13 protein-coding genes are annotated in these 17,645 nt (G+C 73.2%); 6 read left to right on the forward strand and 7 right to left on the reverse strand.

Going from position 1 to position 17,645, the window contains the following annotated elements; genetic code table 11:
• Positions 1 to 70: 70 nt before the first annotated feature.
• Positions 71 to 1,417 carry an ATP-binding protein gene (locus AB0I67_RS31965; protein WP_357931072.1) on the forward strand — a complete coding sequence of 449 codons (1,347 nt, stop codon included), beginning with the start codon at positions 71 to 73 and terminating at the stop codon, positions 1,415 to 1,417.
• Between the two features lie 59 nt (positions 1,418 to 1,476).
• Here AB0I67_RS31965 and AB0I67_RS31970 read toward each other — a convergent pair whose 3' ends face one another.
• From AB0I67_RS31970 to AB0I67_RS31980, 3 genes are all read right to left on the reverse strand, one after another.
• Positions 1,477 to 2,046, reverse strand: coding sequence for a YdeI/OmpD-associated family protein (locus AB0I67_RS31970; RefSeq protein WP_357931075.1), 570 nt, complete (start codon positions 2,044 to 2,046; stop codon positions 1,477 to 1,479).
• Complete coding sequence (locus tag AB0I67_RS31975) at positions 2,043 to 2,780, reverse strand: class I SAM-dependent methyltransferase (RefSeq protein WP_357931078.1); 738 nt, start codon at positions 2,778 to 2,780, stop codon at positions 2,043 to 2,045. Before AB0I67_RS31975 ends, AB0I67_RS31970 begins: the two co-directional genes overlap by 4 nt.
• Positions 2,781 to 2,897: 117 nt before the next feature.
• A complete protein-coding gene (locus AB0I67_RS31980; RefSeq protein ID WP_357931081.1) occupies positions 2,898 to 4,265 on the reverse strand; it encodes a cation:dicarboxylase symporter family transporter in 1,368 nt (455 codons plus the stop codon).
• 104 nt (positions 4,266 to 4,369) lie between these two features.
• Between AB0I67_RS31980 and AB0I67_RS31985 the strand changes: the two genes are divergently transcribed.
• Entirely contained in the window at positions 4,370 to 6,286 is a 1,917-nt protein-coding gene (locus AB0I67_RS31985; protein ID WP_357931083.1) for an ATP-binding protein, read from the forward strand.
• A 284-nt stretch (positions 6,287 to 6,570) separates the two neighbouring features.
• On the opposite strand, the gene recQ is transcribed toward AB0I67_RS31985, so the two are convergent.
• Together recQ and AB0I67_RS31995 are read right to left on the reverse strand one after the other, a co-directional pair.
• Complete coding sequence (gene recQ, locus AB0I67_RS31990; protein ID WP_357931086.1) at positions 6,571 to 8,418, reverse strand: DNA helicase RecQ; 1,848 nt, start codon at positions 8,416 to 8,418, stop codon at positions 6,571 to 6,573.
• 174 nt (positions 8,419 to 8,592) lie between these two features.
• Positions 8,593 to 9,279, reverse strand: a complete 687-nt coding sequence (locus tag AB0I67_RS31995; RefSeq protein ID WP_357931089.1) for an XdhC family protein — start codon at positions 9,277 to 9,279, stop codon at positions 8,593 to 8,595.
• A 23-nt stretch (positions 9,280 to 9,302) separates the two neighbouring features.
• Here AB0I67_RS31995 and AB0I67_RS32000 point away from each other — a divergent pair, with 23 nt between their 5' ends.
• The 4 genes from AB0I67_RS32000 to AB0I67_RS32015 all read left to right on the forward strand — a co-directional run bounded on the left by AB0I67_RS32000 (position 9,303) and on the right by AB0I67_RS32015 (position 14,427).
• The gene (locus AB0I67_RS32000; protein ID WP_357931092.1) at positions 9,303 to 9,995 is read left to right on the forward strand and encodes a response regulator; all 693 of its coding nucleotides are present in this window, start codon (positions 9,303 to 9,305) and stop codon (positions 9,993 to 9,995) included.
• 147 nt (positions 9,996 to 10,142) lie between these two features.
• Positions 10,143 to 12,188: an N-acetylneuraminate synthase family protein gene (locus tag AB0I67_RS32005; protein ID WP_357931095.1), complete on the forward strand. Its 2,046-nt coding sequence runs from the start codon at positions 10,143 to 10,145 to the stop codon at positions 12,186 to 12,188.
• On the forward strand, positions 12,188 to 13,165 hold the full coding sequence (locus AB0I67_RS32010) for a glycosyltransferase family 2 protein (protein ID WP_357931098.1): 978 nt from the start codon (positions 12,188 to 12,190) through the stop codon (positions 13,163 to 13,165). The genes AB0I67_RS32005 and AB0I67_RS32010 overlap by 1 nt, the downstream gene beginning before the upstream one ends.
• Complete coding sequence (locus tag AB0I67_RS32015; protein ID WP_357931100.1) at positions 13,162 to 14,427, forward strand: polysialyltransferase family glycosyltransferase; 1,266 nt, start codon at positions 13,162 to 13,164, stop codon at positions 14,425 to 14,427. The genes AB0I67_RS32010 and AB0I67_RS32015 overlap by 4 nt, the downstream gene beginning before the upstream one ends.
• Here AB0I67_RS32015 and AB0I67_RS32020 read toward each other — a convergent pair.
• Positions 14,422 to 16,074: an MFS transporter gene (locus AB0I67_RS32020; RefSeq protein ID WP_357931102.1), complete on the reverse strand. Its 1,653-nt coding sequence runs from the start codon at positions 16,072 to 16,074 to the stop codon at positions 14,422 to 14,424. The two genes, AB0I67_RS32015 and AB0I67_RS32020, sit on opposite strands and share 6 nt — an antisense overlap.
• Complete coding sequence (locus AB0I67_RS32025; protein WP_357931105.1) at positions 16,074 to 17,621, reverse strand: AMP-binding protein; 1,548 nt, start codon at positions 17,619 to 17,621, stop codon at positions 16,074 to 16,076. Before AB0I67_RS32025 ends, AB0I67_RS32020 begins: the two co-directional genes overlap by 1 nt.
• Between the last annotated feature and the right edge of the window lie 24 nt (positions 17,622 to 17,645).

Here is a 17,645-nt window from a genome sequence, read left to right on the forward strand (position 1 = left end):
TGGCCAGAAATGGGGAAATCTTTCCAGTTGCCCGATATATCCGGACAGTACGCCCGAGTAGCCTCGGGACGTGGCACGCATATGGGCGACGACCCTCCGCGGACGGGTCACGCTCATCGCAGCAGCAGTGGCCACCCTTGTCCTGGTGCCCGCCGGAGTGGCGGGGGCCGCCCTCGCGCGTTCCCTCTCGGCGGCCGAGGTCTGGACCGAGAACCGCGACACCGCCGCCCTGGTCACCGGGATGATCCGCGGCGGCGACCTGGCCGGCGACGTGCTCCGGCTGAAGAACACCGACCCCACCACGCTCGTCCAGGTCGTCACCGCCGACGGCACCGTGGTCGCCGCCACCCCCGCCGCGCAACGCCTGTCCCGGCTGAGCGACGTGTGGCCGGCCGCCTCCGACCGCGTCGTCAACACCACGGCCTGCCCCAGCTTCGGCTGCCTGCACCTGACCGCGCTCCGCGAGTCGACCAGACCGGACTCCCTCGTCGTCTACGTCGCGCAGCCCACCCCGTCGATCCTGGCCGGCCGGGCCGTGGACCTGGTCATCGCCATCCAGGTCGTGCTGCTCACCGCGCTGATCACCTGGATCGCCTGGCTGCTGGCGGGCCGTACGCTGCGGCCGGTGAACCAGATCCGGGCCCAGCTCGACGACATCAACGCCACCGACCCGGGCCGCCGGGTCGTGGAGCCGTCCGGCGAGGACGAGATCGCCAAGCTCGCCCGGTCCATCAACGGCACGCTCGCCCGGCTGGAGTACGCGGCCGAGCAGCAGCGCCGCTTCGCCTCCGACGCCTCCCACGAACTGCGCACCCCGCTGGCCGGGCTGCGCGCCCAGCTCGAAGGCGCCCAGCTCTACCCGGAGGACACCGACATCGCCGAACTGGTCGACGACGCGCTGAAGGACACCGACCGGGTCGAGGCGATCATCACCGACCTGCTGCTGCTGGCGCGGATCGGCTCCCGGGTGGACATCGTCAAGGAGCGGCTCGACCTGGGCGAACTCGTGCGCAAGACACTTCTGGACCGCACCGGGCCGGTCCCGATCACCGCCACGCTCGCCGACGGGGTGTTCGTCGAAGGGGTGCGCTTCCAGCTCGACCGGCTGCTGGCCAACCTGCTCGACAACGCCGAACGGCACGCCGACACCAGCATCGGCGTCGAGCTCACCGCCGCGGGCGACGAGGCCGTGCTCAGCCTGGAGAACGACGGGGCGCCCATCCCCGAGCACGAGCGGGAGCGCATCTTCGAGCGGTTCACCCGGCTCGACAGCGCGCGCAGCCGGGGCGCCGGCGGCACCGGCCTGGGCCTGGCCATCGCCCGCGAGGTCGCGGTGGCGCACCGGGGCAGCCTCCGCGTGGCCGGCGACGCCCGCTTCGAGCTCCGCCTCCCCCTCGCACCCCCGCTCCCCTCCTGACCCGCCCCTGCCACCCCCGCATTTCCTAAGCCCGGGCCCTGCCGTACCTCCTGGGTCGGTCAGGCCGGGTCCAGGGTGGCGAGGATCCGGTCCACCTGAGCCGCCCGAGCCTCCGGAGTCCGAGCCTTCAGCAGCGGCAGCATCAGCAGATACCGCCCACCCTTGTCCAGCCCCTCCCAAGCCGCCAGCGCCGCCGGCCGCCCCTCCAGCGCGGCCACCAGTTCAGCCGGCGCGGCGGCGGTGCGCTGCGACTCGTAGGCCGCGTCCCAGCGCCCGTCCTCCTGCGCCGCCCGCACCTCGGCCAGCCCCGGCTCCCGCATCCGCCCGGCCGCCAGCAACGCCTCGACCTTGTCCACGTTGACCTGCGACCACACGCTCCGCCGCCGCCGCGGCACGTACTTCTGCAGGTAGTGGACCTCGTCCAGCGGCTTGCGCTGCCCCGACACCCACCCCCAGCACAGCCCGATGTCCACCAGCTCGTCCGAGGTGACCGAGGGAATCCCCGACCCCTTCTTGGCCACCTTGACCCAGACGCCTTCCGTGCGCGGGTGGTGCTCTTCCAGCCACGCCTCGAACGCCGGCCCGTCGGCGAAGGCCCGTACCTCCACCCCGTCGAGCTCCTCCCTCACGCCTCCTCCTTACGGGCCACGTCGAGCTGCGTGACCAGGACGAGATCCACGCCCGAGCCGATCTCCGCCGCGACCAGGCCGAGCAGTTCCTCCAGCTCGCCGCTCTCCAGCATCCGGTAGGCGGAGACGGACCGGATCAGGTCGAGATAGCGCGCCGCCGGATACCGCTCCTCCCGCCGGTAGAGACGATGCGCGGCGTCCCGGAACCCGGCCTCCCCGGCCAGCAACGGGTCACCGGGGAAGTCCTCCGGCGCGTGGTGGAGGCTGGAGGCGATGCCGAACCGGTCGTCGATCTCCTTGAGCCGCTCGCGCAGCTCCGGATCGGCCAGGATGTAGCGGTTCCAGAACAGCGCCAGCACCCCGCCGGGCGCGAGCGCCGCCAGCGCCAGCCCGGAGCGGCGCTCGGGGTCCACCCAGTGCCAGGCCTGCGCCGAGAACACCAGGGCGTAGGCGCGGTCGGGGAGGTAGTCCTCGAAGCTGGTCACCTCGATCCGGGCGCCCGGGCAGTGTCCGGCGAGCTGGCGGGCCATCCGCGGGTCGGGCTCGACGCAGGTCAGGTCCACGCCGCGGGCCGCGAACGCCACGCTCGCCTTCCCGGTCCCCGCGCCGACCTCCAGCACCGGCCCCGCCGGAGCCATCGCCAGCACATCCGCGACCAGCTCCGGCGGGTATCCGGCCCGCGCCGACTCGTACTCGCCCACCGCTTCGCCGAAGACACCGCTTCTCTGTCGCATGCCCAAGATTCAACCAGCCTCCTGTACGGCACGCGCAGACCACAGCCCTCGACCCCAACCTCCGCCGGCCCCAGCTTTCCTGGCCCAGCCTTCCTGGGTCGGCCACCTCGGCGGTGGTCAGACCTTCTCGGCCACCCGCCCCTCCTCCGGCCGCTCAGGCGCCCCCTGCCCCTCGACGCCCTCACCCTCCTGCACGTCGTCATCGTCCTCATCCAGCAACGTCGCCTCGTCGAACGGATCGCGCCCGGCCAGCACCTCAGCCGCCCGCTCCCGGTCGAACCCGCCGGTCCACGTCCCCACCAGCACGGTCGCCACCGCGTTCCCCGCGAAGTTGGTCAACGCCCGAGCCTCCGACATGAACCGGTCGATACCGACGATCAGCCCCACCCCGTCCACCAGGTCAGGCCGGTGCGACTGCAGCCCGCCCGCGAGGGTCGCCAGGCCCGCCCCTGTGACGCCCGCCGCCCCCTTCGACGCGATGATCATGAACACCAGCAGCGAGATCTGCTCCCCCAGCGACAGCGGCGCCCCGGTCGCCGACGCCACGAACAGCGTCGCCATCGTCAGATAGATCGCCGTGCCGTCCAGGTTGAACGAGTACCCGGTCGGCACCGTGATCCCCACCACCGGACGGCTGACGCCCAGGTGCTCCATCTTGGCGATCAGCCGCGGCAGCGCCGACTCCGACGACGAGGTGGACAGGATCAGCAGGAACTCCCGCCCGAGGTAACGCAGCAACGACAGCAGGTTGACCCGCGCCACCACCCACAGCAGCGGCCCCAGCACCACGGCCACGAACAGCAGGCAGGTCACGTAGAAGCCGAGCATGATGACCGCCAGCGACTGCAGCGCCTTGATGCCGGTCGAGCCGACCACCGCCGCGATCGCGCCGAACGCGCCGACCGGCGCGGCCCACATGATCATGGCCAGGATCCGGAACACCAGGCGCTGCAGGTGCGCGATGCCGTTCAGGATCGGCGTGCCGCGCGAGCCCATCGCCTGCAGCGCGAACCCGGCCAGCAGCGCCACCAGCAGCGTCTGCAGCACCTGCCCCTCGGTGAAGGCCGACACCAGCGTCGTCGGGATGATGCCGAGCAGGAAGGTGACGGTGTCGCTCTCCCCGCCCTTGGCCGCCTCCGCCTGCGCGGCCTGCTTGGCGGCGTCGGTCAGTTGCAGTCCCGCGCCCGGGTCCAGCAGGTTGCCGACGACCAGGCCGATGACCAGCGCGACGGTGGACATCAGCAGGAAGTAGCCAAGCGCCAGGCCGCCGACCTTGCCCACCCGGGCGGCCTTCGACACCGAGCCGACGCCCAGCACGATGGTGCAGAAGATGATCGGGCTGATCATCATCTTGATCAGGTTCACGAAGCCGGTGCCGAGCGGTTTCAGCTCCTTGCCCAGCTCCGGCCAGACGAAGCCGACGACGATGCCGGCCAGCACCGCGACGATGACGGCCAGGTAGAGATAGCGCGTGCGGTCACGCATGGCGGGTCTCCCAGGCAGTGGACGAACATTCGGGTTGCCCGGATACTGCTGCCGACAGTGACGTAGGTCACTATTTTGTAAGTTTCGTTCGCGGGGAGGCCGTCATGCGGAGCTGGAGTCTGGCCGCTCAGATGCTCGCGCTCCAGCTGGTGGTGGTCGTCGTCACCGTCACCGGGGGTGCCGTCCTGGCGCTGGTGCAAGCGCACGACCTGCTCACCGACGAGGCCGCCGGCACCGCCCGTGCCGTCGCCGCCGGCGTCGCCGCCTCTCCCGACGTCGTGGCCGGGCTCTCGGCGCCCGCGCGCCTCCAGCCCCATGCCGAGGCCGTACGGCAGGCGACCGGGGTCGACTTCATCACCATCATGGACCCCACCGGGCGGCGCTACACCCACCCCAACCCGGCCCAGATCGGCAAGCGTTTCCTCGGCCACATCGAGCCCGCCCTGCGGGGTGAGACCTTCACCGAGACCTACACCGGCACCCTCGGCCCCTCCATGCGTGCCGTCGCCCCTGTCTTCTCCGGTGGGCGGGTCGTCGCGCTGGTCAGTGCCGGGATCACCATCGACCGGATCTCCGCGCGCCTTCGTGACCAGCTCGCCTGGGCCGCCTTCATCGGCCTGCTCGGCCTGGCCCTGGGCACCTGTGGCACCTGGCTGGTCGGCGCCCGCCTCCGTCGTCAGACGCACGGTCTTGGCCCGGTCGAGCTGGCCCGCATCCACGACCACCACGACGCCATCCTGCACACCGTCCGCGAGGGCCTCCTCCTGGCCGGGCCGGACGACCGCCTCATCCTCTGCAACGACGCCGCCCGCACCCTCCTCGACCTCCCTCCGAACCCCGAAGGCCACCCCCTCCCAGCCCTGGGCCTCCCCACCCCCGAAGACCCCCATCGGTCGACCCTCCATCTCCCGACAGCGGACCTCCCTCGGCTGGCCCCGGATTTCCCCACGGAGGACCTCCCTCAGCCCGCCCCGGATCTCCCTACCCAGGACCCCCCTCAGCCCGCCCCGGATCTTCCGCAGGAGAACCCCCCTCGGCTGGCCCCAGATCTCATGAAAGAGGACCCCCCTCGGCGCGCCCCGGCTCTTCTCGGCTCACCGCCGCCGCCGCGCCTTCCCCAGCCCGATTCAGCGGACGTGGCCGCCCCTGGTGAGCAGGCCTGTCCGAAACTCCCGGCACCACCCCACAGCCAACCCCCGCCCCACAGCCAACCCCCGCACCACACCGAACCCCCGCCCCCCACCGAGGCCCGGCCCGCCACCGAGGCTCCGACTGCAGCCGAGCCCCCAAGCCCAGGTGGCCGGACCGACGAGATCCACCTTGTCGGGGATCGGGTGCTGGCTGTCAGCCGGGCGCCGAGCCGGCACGGCACGGTGGTCACCCTGCGGGACCACACCGAGCTCCAAGCACTCGCCGGACAACTGGACGCCGAGCGTGGGTTCGCCAACTCCCTGCGGGCCGCGGCCCATGAGGCGGCCAACCGTCTGCACACCGTCATCACCCTGGTCGAGCTCGGCCGCACCGAGCAGGCGGTCGCCTTCGCCACCGCCGAGCTGCGCGCCGCCCAGGACCTCACCGACCGGGTGGTGGGCGCCGTCCGGGAACCCGTCCTGGCCGCCCTCCTCCTCGGCAAGAGCGCCGAGGCTGCCGAGCGGGGCATCGAGCTGGCGATCCTGCCCGAGAGTGCCCTGCCCGATGCGGTGCCGTACGAGCGGGATCTGGTCACCGTGGTGGGCAACCTGCTGGACAACGCCATCGACGCCGCCGCTGCCCGCGTCGAGGTTCTGGTCAGTGCTACCGACACCGACCTTCTTCTCCGGGTAGGGGACGACGGGCCTGGCCTCACCTCGCCGGCGGCCTTCACCCGTGGGTGGACCACCAAGGGGGATGGTCGCGGGCTTGGGTTGGCTCTGGTCGGTGCCGCTGTTCGCCGTCTTCGGGGTTCCATCACCGTGGATGGGTCGACCTTCACCGTCTTGCTGCCTCGGGATGAGCGGGCTGGGGTGTCTGGTCGTCCGTGAGGGGTGGGCGGCTCCTACGGCCCTGGAGGGGCTGCGAGGTGAGGGCCGGGAACCCTGGGTGGCAGGGAACCCTGGGTGGCAGGGAACCCGGAACCCGGAGACCCCCAACCCGGGGGCCCGAACCCGGGGGCCCTGAAGACGGGGGCCCGGGGCTCTGGAGGCGGGGACCCCGAAGCTGGGGACCCCGAAGCTGGGGACCCCGAAGCTGGGGACCCCGAAGCTGGGGACCCGGAGGCGGGGACCCCGAGCTGGGGAAGCGGGGGGCTGAGGGGTGGTTGGGTGGGTTAAGGCTGGTCCTCCAGGACGGTGAGGATGGCTTCGCCGTACTTGGTGAGCTTGTTCTCGCCCACGCCGCTGATCCCAGAGAGTTCGCCCAGGGTGGTGGGGTGGGTGGAGGCGATCTCGCGGAGGGTGGCGTCGTGGAAGACGACGTAGGCCGGGACGCCCTGCTCCTTGGCGGTGGCGGCGCGCCAGGCGCGGAGGCGGTCGAAGAGGGAGGCGGCCTCGGGGGCGAGGTCGGCGGCGGGCTTGGCGGAGGAGCCGCCGGGCTTGGCCGAACGGTCGGGCTTACGGGGCGTGGGGTCACGGCGAAGGCTGAGGGGACGCTCGCCGCGCAGGACGGGGGCGGACTCTGGCGTGAGGGACAGGGTGCCGTACTCGCCCTCGACGGTGAGCAGGCCGAGGGCGAGGAGCTGGCGGACGACGGCCCGCCATTCGGCCTCGGAGAGCTCGGTGCCGACGCCGAAGACGGTCAGCGAGGCGTGGTCGAACTGCAGGACCTTCTCGGTCTTCTTCCCGAGCAGGATGTCGATGAGGTGTCCGGCGCCGAAGCGCTGGTTGCGCTCGCGCTGCAGGCGCAGGACGGTCGACAGGAGCTTCTGCGCCGGGACGGTGGCGTCCCAGGTGGCGGGCGGGGTGAGGCAGGTGTCGCAGTTGCCGCACGGCGAGCCGTCCTGGCCGAAGTAGGCCAGAAGGCGGACGCGGCGGCAGTCGACGGTCTCGCAGAGGGCGAGCATGGCGTCGAGCTGGTCGAGCTGGCGGCGGCGGTGGGTCTCGTCGCCCTCGGTGGACAGCTTGCGGAGCTGCACGACGTCCTGCAGGCCGTAGGCCATCCAGGCGGTGGCGGGCAGGCCGTCCCGGCCGGCGCGGCCGGTCTCCTGGTAGTAGCCCTCGACGGACTTGGGCAGGTCGAGGTGGGCGACGAAGCGGACGTCGGGCTTGTCGATGCCCATGCCGAAGGCGATGGTGGCGACCATGACCAGGCCGTCCTCGCGCAGGAAGCGGGACTGGTGGGCGGCGCGCGTGGCGGCGTCGAGACCCGCGTGGTACGGCAGAGCCGGGATGCCGTTCTCCTGGAGGAAGAGCGCGATCTTCTCGACCGAGGAGCGGGACAGGCAGTAGACGATGCCGGCGTCGCCGTCGTGCTCGGTGCGCAGCAGCCGCAGGAGCTGGCGCTTGGGCTCTTGCTTGGGCTCGATGTGGTAGCGGATGTTGGGCCGGTCGAAGCCGGCGACCAGGTGGCGGGCCTGCTCCAGGCCGAGGCGCTGGGCGATCTCGGCGTGGGTGGCGGGGGTGGCCGTCGCAGTCAGGGCGATGCGCGGGACGTCGGGCCAGCGCTCGTGCAGGGCGGACAGCCGCAGGTAGTCGGGGCGGAAGTCGTGGCCCCACTGGGAGACGCAGTGCGCCTCGTCGATGGCGAACAGGGCGATCTTCCCGCGCGAGAGGAACTGCAGGGTCTGCTCGGAACGCAGCCGCTCGGGGGCGAGGTAGAGGAGGTCGAGCTCGCCGGCGAGGTACTCGGCCTCGGTCACCTCGCGGTCGCCGAACTCCTGGGTGGAGTTGAGGAAGCCGGCCCGGACGCCCAGGGCTCGCAGGGCGTCGACCTGGTCCTGCATGAGGGCGATGAGCGGGGAGACGACCACGCCGGTGCCCGGGCGGACCAGGGCCGGGATCTGGTAGCAGAGCGACTTTCCGCCGCCGGTGGGCATCAGGACCAAGGCGTCGCCGCCGGCTACGACGTGCTCGATGATCTCCTGCTGGCCTTCGCGGAAGGAGTCGTAGCCGAAGACGCGGCGCAGGACCTCGGTGGCCTGAGGGGTGGAGGTGGAGGAGGTGGAAGTCACGGGCGCCATCGTAGGCAACTCGCGGGACGGGTGTGCGGGGTTGGCGGGTGGCTGTGGATAACCGGGGTCACCGTGGGCCCGTCTGGGGAGCCTTTCAGACGCCGCGGAGGCCGGTCAGAAGCCCTGGAAGCCGCTTGGAAGTCTCGGAAGCCGTTCAGAAGCCGTTCAGAAGCCTTGGGGCCGTCAGAAGATGAAGCCGCCGGGGCGGTGGTTGCGGTCGGCGATGAGGCCGGCGAGGGTGGCCAGGGCGATCTCGGCCGGGGTGCGGGAGCCGATGTTGAGGCCGATGGGGCGGTGGACGCGGGCGATGTCGGCCTCCGGGACGCCCAGGGCGGTGAGGGCGGCGACGTGGGGGGCGGTGTGGCGGGGGCTGCCCATGATGCCGATCCAGCGGGCCCGGCTCTGGAGGAGGTCGCGCAGGACGGGGCCGATCTCGGGGCGGTGGTGGTCGGTCAGCACGACGTCCGCACCGGTCAGCTCGGGAAGGACCTGGAGGGCAGGGACCCCGGAGAGCCCGGGACCCGGCGCGGCAGATGAAAATGCCGCAGGAGACAGCGCACTAGAAGAAGGTGCCGCGGCAGACGGCTCACCAGAAGGTGCCGCGGGAGACGGCGCGGCAGAAGAAGGTGCCGCGGGAGACGGCGTGGCAGGCGGCGGTGAGGCGGGGGCAGCCGGGGAGCCCGGGTGGGCGGGTGCCGCGGCGGGGTCGTACAGGTGGGTCTCGTAGTCCAGGTCGGCGGCGAAGCGCAGCAGGCAGTCGGCCACCGGTGAGGCGAAGACCGCGACGAGCACCCGCCGCCCCGGCGCGCCGGCCGAGCCCGTCCCGTGGGCGAGGTCGCAGGTCACGCCGTCGTCGTGCGAATGCGTCATGCCCGCAGACTACGCTGCACGCTGTGACGCACAAGGTCCTGGTCGTGGAGGACGAGGAGATCACCGCGGAGGCCAATCGCGTCTACGTGGGCCGGGTCCCGGGGTTCGAGGTGGTCGGGGTGGCCCGGACGGGCGCGGAGGCGCTGCGCTTCCTGGGCGGGCACCGGGTGGATCTGGTGCTGCTGGATCTGTACCTGCCGGACATGCACGGGCTGGAGGTGTGCCGCTCGATCCGGGCGGCGGGGCTGGCGTGCGACGTGATCGCGGTGACCTCGGCGCGGGATCTGGCGATGGTGCGCTCGGCGGTGTCGGCCGGGATCGCCCAGTACCTGCTCAAGCCGTTCACCTTCGCGACGCTGCGCGAGAAGCTGACCCGGTACGCGGCCTTCCGGGCGAGCGAGGGGCAGGCGGCCGGGCAGGGCGAGGTGGACCGGGCGCTGGCCGCCCTCAGCGGGGGCGCGGCGGCGGCGCTGCCCAAGGGGATGACGCAGGAGACGCTCGACGCCGTGGTGGCACTGCTCCGCCGTACACCGGAGGGGGTGTCCGCGCAGGAGGCCGGGGCCGCGCTCGGGGTGTCGCGGGTGACCGCGCGCCGGTATCTGGAGCACCTGCTGGAGACGGGGGTGGCCCGCCGGGCCCCGCAGTACGGCGGGCCAGGGCGGCCCGAGCTGCGCTACCGCCCGGTGAGCCCGGAAGCCCCGGAGAGTCGGCCGTGAACAGGACCGCGAGTCAGGCACGGACCGCACACGGAGTCAGGCGGAGATAGCACGGAGAGTTAACGGGCAGTTCAGCCCGTCCACCCGGCGAGGTCGGATTGCGTGGCTAGGTTCCTTGACACTTCGAGGAAACCGTAGGGAGTCACGTTGCGAGTCCTGGCCGTCATTCCAGCCCGTGGAGGTTCGGCGGGCATCCCCCTGAAGAACCTGGCGACGGTGGGCGGCCTGCCGCTCGTGACCAGGGCTATCAGGGCCTGTCTGCACGCCGGTCTGATCGACGAGGTCGTCGTCAGCACCGATCACGAGGAGATCGCCCGGGTGGCCCGCGAGGCCGGGGCCACCGTCGTCGAGCGTCCGGCGGAGCTGAGCGGCGCGACCGCCTCCAGCGAGTCGGCGCTGCTGCACGCGCTCGACGCCCGCGGCCAGGATCCGGAGGTCGTGCTGCTGGTCCAGTGCACCAGCGCCTTCATCGACCCGGCCGACCTGGACGAGGGCGTGCGCCGGGTGCTGGAGGGCGAGGCCGACGTGGTCTTCTCCGGCACGCCGACGCACGAGTTCCTGTGGACCGTGGCCGGCGCGGGCGTCAACCACGACCCGTCGGTGCGGCTGCCGCGCCAGCAGCGCGAGCCGCACTACCGCGAGACCGGCGCCTTCTACGTCATGCGTACGGCGGGCCTGCGCGAGCACGGTCACCGCTTCTTCGGCGAGGTCGTCGTGCAGCCGGTCCCGGCCGGGCACGCGGTCGAGGTGGACGAGCCGGCCGACCTGGAGATCGTGCGCGCCCTGGCCCCGTTCGTGGACCACCCCGAGCCGATCGACGTGGACGCGGTGATCACCGACTTCGACGGCGTGCACACCGACGACCGCGCCTACGTCGACTCCGAGGGCCGCGAGATGGTCCTGGTCAGCCGCTCGGACGGGATGGGCGTCTCGCTGCTGCGCCGCGCCGGGGTGAAGGTGCTGGTCATGTCGACCGAGCAGAACCCGGTGGTCAGCGCCCGCGCCCGCAAGCTGGGCGTGCCGGTGCTGCAGGGCCTGACCGACAAGCGCACGGTGCTGCGCGATTGGCTGGCGATCGAGGGCCTGGACCCGGCGCGGGTGGCCTACGTCGGCAACGACGTCAACGACCTGGGCCCGATGGGGCTGGTCGGCTGGCCGGTGGCCACGCCCGACGCGCATCCGCGGGTGCGGGCGACCGCGCGGGTGGTGCTGTCCACCCCGGGCGGCTCGGGAGCCGTACGCGAGCTGTGCGACCGGATCCTGGCCGCGCGGCCGGAGCCGGAGCCCGAGGCCGCGCCGGCTCCGGCGCGCACCCGCCGGCTCGGGCCGGTGGCGATCGGCGACGTGCTGGTCGGCGAGGGCCAGCCGGTGTACGTGATCGCCGAGATCGGCATCAACCACAACGGCGACGTCGAGATCGCCAAGCAACTGATCGACGTGGCGGCCGAAGCCGGCTGCCAGGCGGTGAAGTTCCAGAAGCGCACCCCGGAGATCTGCGTCCCGGTCGAGCAGCGCGACCAGATCCGCCAGACGCCGTGGGGCGAGATGACCTACCTGGAGTACAAGATCCGCACCGAGTTCGGGGCGGACGAGTACCGGGAGATCGCCGCGCACTCCTACAAGCGCGGCCTGCAGTGGTTCGCCTCGCCGTGGGACGTGCCCAGCGTGCACTTCCTGGAGGAGATGGAGGTCGAGGTGCACAAGGTCGCCTCGGCCAGCGTCGCCGACCACGAGCTGCTGCGCGCGCTGGCCGCGACCGGCAAGCCGATCATCCTGTCCACCGGCATGTCGACGCTCAGCGAGATCGACCAGGCGGTCGAGATCCTGGGCGGCAACCCGCTGGTCCTGATGCACGCCACCAGCACCTACCCGCTGCCGCCCGAGGAGGCGAACCTGCGGGCGATCACCACGCTGCGCGAGCGGTACGGCCTGCCGGTCGGCTATTCCGGGCACGAGCGCGGCCTGCAGATCTCGCTGGCCGCGGTGACGCTCGGCGCGGTGACGGTGGAGCGGCACATCACCCTCGACCGCACGATGTGGGGCAGCGACCACGCCGCCTCGCTGGAGCCGACCGGGCTGGAGCACCTGGTGCGCGACATCCGGGTGATCGAGCAGGCGATGGGCGACGGCATCAAGCGCGTCTTCCCGGGCGAGGAGGCCCCGAAGGCCCGGCTGCGCCGTATCACCGTCTGATGGCGCCGACGCTCTCGGTGATCGTCCCCATCCGCGACGGCGAGCGCTTCATCGAGGACGCGCTCGCCTCGCTGGCCCGCAACAGCCGGCCCGACTTCGAGGTGCTCGTGGTCGACGACGGCTCGGTGGACGCCACCCCGGAGATCCTCGCCGAGTCGGACCTGCCCGGGCTGAGCGTGCTGCGGCACGAGCGGCCCAAGGGCCTGGCCGACGCGCGCAACGCCGGGCTGGAGGCCGCCTCCGGGCGGCTGGTGACCTTCATGGACGGCGACGACTGGCTGGCGCCGGGCTACCTGGCCAGGCTGGTCGCCGCGATCGACGGGCTGGACTGCGACTTCGTGCGGACCGACCACGTGCAGGCCGAGGGGCGCAAGCGGGTGCTGCACCGCGCGCCGCTGACCGTGCGCGGGCGGGTCCTGAACCCGGCCGAGCACATCATGCCCGCGCACGTCCGGACGATGGTCGACTATCCCTACGCCTGGGCCGGGATCTACAAGCGCTCGCTGGGCGACCTGCTGCGCTTCCCCGGCTCGCTGCACACCGCCGAGGACCGGCCGTGGATCTGGCGGCTGCACCGCGAGGCCGCCTCCTTCGCGGCGGTCTCGCTGGCCGGGGTCTTCTACCGCCGGCAGGTGGCCGGCTCGCTCACCCAGGTGGGCGACGAGCGGCAACTGCACTTCTTCGACGCCTTCGAGCTGGTCTTCAAGGAGGTGGAGGAGGCGTACCTGCCCAAGGCGGTGCGCAACTTCTGCGCCCTGCTGGCCCACCACCTGGAGCTGTCGGAGCGGCTCACGCCGGAGCTGCGCGCCGCCTTCGCCGAGCGCGGCGCCGAGCTGGTGCGGCGGCTGCCGGGCGAGGTGGTCTCCGCCTCGGTCGCCGGGATGACCGCCGAGCGCGAGGCGATCCTGCGCGGGCTGGTGCCCGAGCTCGTGCCCGCCGGCCGGCGGGTGCGCCGGGAGAGGGAGGATCTGGCATGACGACCGTCTTCTACGCCTCGACCCTGTACGGGGCGATGACGCTGGCGGCGGCGCAGGACGCCGGGCTGCTGCCCGCGGCCGGGCGGCGGGTGCTCATCGTCTCGACCAACGCGGCCATCCCCGAGGTGGCCGTCCCGCTCGACCAGGCGCCGGGCTTCGCCGTGCTGCGCGAGCGCTTCGACGAGATCGTCTCCTGGAACGAGCTGATCGCGCCGCTGCATCCGGCCGACTGGCGGGCCCGGGTCATCGAGGTGCCGATGCTGGAGCGGCTGCTCGCCTCGCATCTGCGGCTCGACCAGGTCGAGGAGCTGGTGCTGGAGTCGATCGCGGTCACCCCGGCGCGGACCATCGCGGGGCTGATCCGCGACTGCCCGATCACCGTCTACGCCGACGGGCTGATGAGTTACGGGCCGACGCGCGATCCGCTGCCGGCCGAGATCCACCGGCGGATCAGCCGGCTGCTCCACCTCGACCTGGTGCCGGGGCTGGTGCCGTTGCTGCTCACCGAGTACGGCGTGCCTGCCGTACCGGTGCCGGGGGCGGCCTTCGAGGCGGTCGTCGAGCAGGTCGCGCGCACCGCGCCGGACATGCTGGCGGCGGACGCGATGATCCTCGGGCAGTACCTGTCCGCGCTCGACCTGCTGACCCTGGAGGAGGAGGCGGAGCTGCACGCCGGGCTGCTGCGCGGGGTGGCGGCGCTCGGGCACTCCACCGTGGTCTTCAAGCCGCACCCGGCGGCCGGGCGGCGGCCCACGCAGCTCCTGCGGCAGGCGGCCGAGGAGATCGGGGTGCGGCTGCACGTGGCCGGCGGGGCGGTGCCGGCCGAGGCGTGCTTCACCGCGCTGCGGCCCAAGCTGGTGGCGGGGTGCTTCTCCACCGGGCTGGCCACCGCGCGCACCTTCTACGGGCTGCCGGTGGCCACCCTCGGCACCGAGCTGGTGCTGGAGCGGCTGCGGCCCTACGAGAACAGCAACCGGGTCCCGGCCACGCTCGCCGACGCGTGGCTGCCGCGGCTCACCCCCGAGGGGGTGCTCGCCGGCCCGCCGGAGCTCGACCTGGCGCGGCTGGTGCGGGCGGTGGGGTACTGCATGCAGCCGGAGAACCTGCCCGGGCTGCGGGAGGACGCCGCGGCCTGGGTCGAGCGGCACGGGAGCGCGCGCTACTTCAAGAAGCAGCGGCTGGAGGCGGTGGGCCTGCTGCCCGAGGCCGAGCGGCCGGGCACGCTGGCCCGGATCCGCCGCCGGCTGGCCCGCACCCTATGACCGCCGCTCCGGCGGCGGCCAGGCCTGCCGCATCGGGTACGGCGGAGGCACCGCCTGCTGCTGCGGGTAGGCGGGCTGGGGAGGGACTGGCTGCGGAGGGAAGGGCTGCGGAGGGGCCGGGCGGGGGACCTGGCGGCGGGCGTCCCACTCCACGCGCCGGAAGACGACCGTGGCCAGCGCGTCCTCCGGCACCGCGACGGGCCTGGCCACCGGGGGGACCCGCCGGGCCGCAGTGAGCAGCGCGACGACGAGCGCGAGCCCCGCCGCCCCCGCGGTGAGCACGAACCCGAGGCTGAACCCGGACGTCAGCGCCTCGTCCAGCACGGCGGTCCCCGGCTCGGTGCGCGGATGCGCCGCCACCCACTCGCCGAACTCGTCCTTAGACCGCGTCGCCGCCAGCGAGGCGAAGGCCGCCAGCCCGAGCGAGCCGCCGATCTGCTGCGCCGTCCCCAGGACGCCCGAGGCCAGTCCCGCGTCCCGCTCGGCCACCTCGGTCATCGCCGACAACGTGTTGGCGACCAGCGCGAAGCCGACACCCACCGACAGCCCGACCATCGCCGGGAAGAGCGCGGCCCAGTAGCCGGAGTCCGGCTCCAGCCGCCCCAGCCACAGCCCGGCCAGCGCGGCGAAGGCGCCGCCCGCCGCGACCAGGACGGCCAGCGGCACCCGGGTGACCAGCCTCCGGGCCACCAGCCCGATGACCAGCGTGCCGACGCCGATGGGCATGGCCGCCCAACCGGCTTCGAGCGCCCCGTAGCCCAGGACGTCCTGGATGAAGCGGGTCAGGAAGAAGAAGGCGGGATACAGGCAGGCGAAGAAGAGCCCCGCGATGAGGTACGCCCCGGCTCTGGTGCGGTGCCGCCACAGGGCCAGCGGCATGGCCGGTTCCCCGCCGAGCCGCTCCACCTGCCGCTCGACCAGGACGAACACCGCCAGCAGGCCGGCCGCCGCGGCGAGCACCACCAGGGTGGGGCCGTCGTCCCAGCCGTGCTCGGCCGGGCGGCTCAGGCCGTACGCCAGGGTGACCAGGCCGGCGGTGCCCAGCAGGACGCCGGGCAGGTCGAGTCGGCGCGGCGAGCGGGCCGGGACCGGCACGCACAGCGGCGCGAGCACCAGCACGAGCAGCCCGATCGGCACGTTGACCAGCATCACCCAGCGCCAGGACAGGAACTCGGTGAGCAGGCCACCGGACAGCAGCCCGAGCGCGACCCCCACCCCGGACAGCGCCCCGTACACGGCCAGCGCGCGATGCCGCGCGGGTCCTTCTGGGTAGGCGCTGTGCAGCAGCGACAGCGCCGACGGCGAGGTGAGCGCGGCGCCGACGCCCTGGAGCGCCCGGGCGGCGATCAGCGGGCCGGGCTCGTCGACCAGGCCGCCGAGCAGCGAGGCGAGGGTGAAGACGGCCACGCCGGCCAGGAAGGTGCGGCGGCGGCCGAGCAGGTCGCCCAGCCGCCCGCCGAGCAGCAGCAGGCCGCCGTAGGGCAGCGTGTAGGCGGTGGTGACCCAGGCCAGGTCGGCCGGGTCGAAGCCCAGGCCCTGCTGGATGGAGGGCAGCGCGACGTTCACGATGGTGACGTCGAGCACCAGGATGAGCTGGGCGACGCAGATCACGGGCAGCGCCCACGCTCCGGCGGGTCGGGTGCGCATCACCGCACCGCCGCGCGGGCCGCGTCCCGGCGGGGCTTGCCGCTGGTGGTGACCGGGACGCCGCCGCGCTTGACGGTGACGACCTTGAGCTCCAGGCCGTGCCGCTCCCAGACGGCCGGGGCGGGGTCGGGGCCGTCGGCCATCTCGACGACCGCGACGACCTGGTGCTCGCCGGCGAAGACGGCCGCGCGGACGTGGTCGCCGCAGACCTCGGCGATGGTGCGTTCCACGTCGTGGGCGTGGTGGACGCGGCCGTCGCGCAGGAAGGAGTCCTCGACGCGGCCCAGCACGTACAGCTCGCCGTCGTGGAAGGCGCCCAGGTCGCCGGTGGGCAGCGGCCCGTGCCTGGGTGGCTCGTTCCAGTAGCCGGGGGTGACGGCGGGGCCGTCGATGACGATCTCCCCGATCTCGCCCGGCTCCAGCGGCCGGCCGGTGACCGGGTCGGCGATCTGCACGGTGGTGCCGGGCAGCACCCGGCCCGAGCCGCGCACGCGCCGGCCGCGTCCGGGCGCCAGGCGGCCCCAGGCCAGGGCGGCGGTGTCGGCCTCCAGGACGGCGCGACCCCCGCCGGAGACCATGAAGGCCCCCTCGGCCAGGCCGTACGAGGGGAAGAGCGCGTCCGGGGAGATCCCGGTGGCGGCGAGGAAGCGGTCGAGGTCGTCGGCGTACAGCGGCTCGGCCCCGACCAGGACGACGCGCAGCCCGCTCAGGTCCAGCCCGGCGCGCTGCTCGGGTGTGGTCTTGCGCAGCGCCATCCGCAGGCCGAAGCCCGGCGTGGCGGTGCAGGTCGCGCCCAGGTCGGACAGGAGCCGCAGCCACTCCTGGGGCCGCCGGACGAAGGCCAGCGGCTGCATCATCCAGCAGTCGTAGCCGGCGTACATCGGCATGAGCAACTGGGCGCCCAGGCCCATGTCGTGGAAGAGCGGCAGCCAGGCCACCATGCGGTCGTGCGGGCCGGCTCCCGACAGCTCGGTGATCTGGGCGAGGTTGGCGAAGGCCCCGCCGTGGGTGATCGCGACGCCGCGGGGAGCTCCCGTCGTCCCCGCGGTGTACTGCAGGTAGGCCACCGCCTCCGGGTCGGCGGGTAACGGCTCGAACGGCAGGTCGGGCAGTTGGTCGGTGGCCAGAGCGCCTTCGACGAGCGGGGCGAGCCCGCTGGTGGTGAGCACGAGGCGCGGGTCGCAGTCGAGCGCGACGGCCTCGAAGCGCTCGCTGAGCGCCCCGCCGGCTGGGGGCGGCACCGGGACCGGCAGCACGCCGGCGTACAGGCAGCCGAAGAAGGCGTCGGCGAAGTCGGGGCCGGTGTCGTAGGCGAGCAGCACCCGGTCGCCGGGCGCGGCCAGCCCTCGCAGCGCCGCGGCGACCGCCTGGGCGCGCTGGTCGAGCTGGGCGTGCGTGACGGCGATGAGGTGCTGGTCGTCGAGCACGTAGACGTGCGGCGCGACGTCGGGCAGGGTGGCGGCGCGCAGGCGCAGCAGGGCGGTGAGAGTCCCCGGGTGGGAGCCCGGCGGGGCCGCCGGGGCGATCTCTGGCGAGATTTGCGTCACGCGGGGAGGCTGGCACGGGGGACT

This window comes from Nonomuraea sp. NPDC050310, assembly GCF_040655795.1.
Lineage (GTDB): Bacteria > Actinomycetota > Actinomycetes > Streptosporangiales > Streptosporangiaceae > Nonomuraea.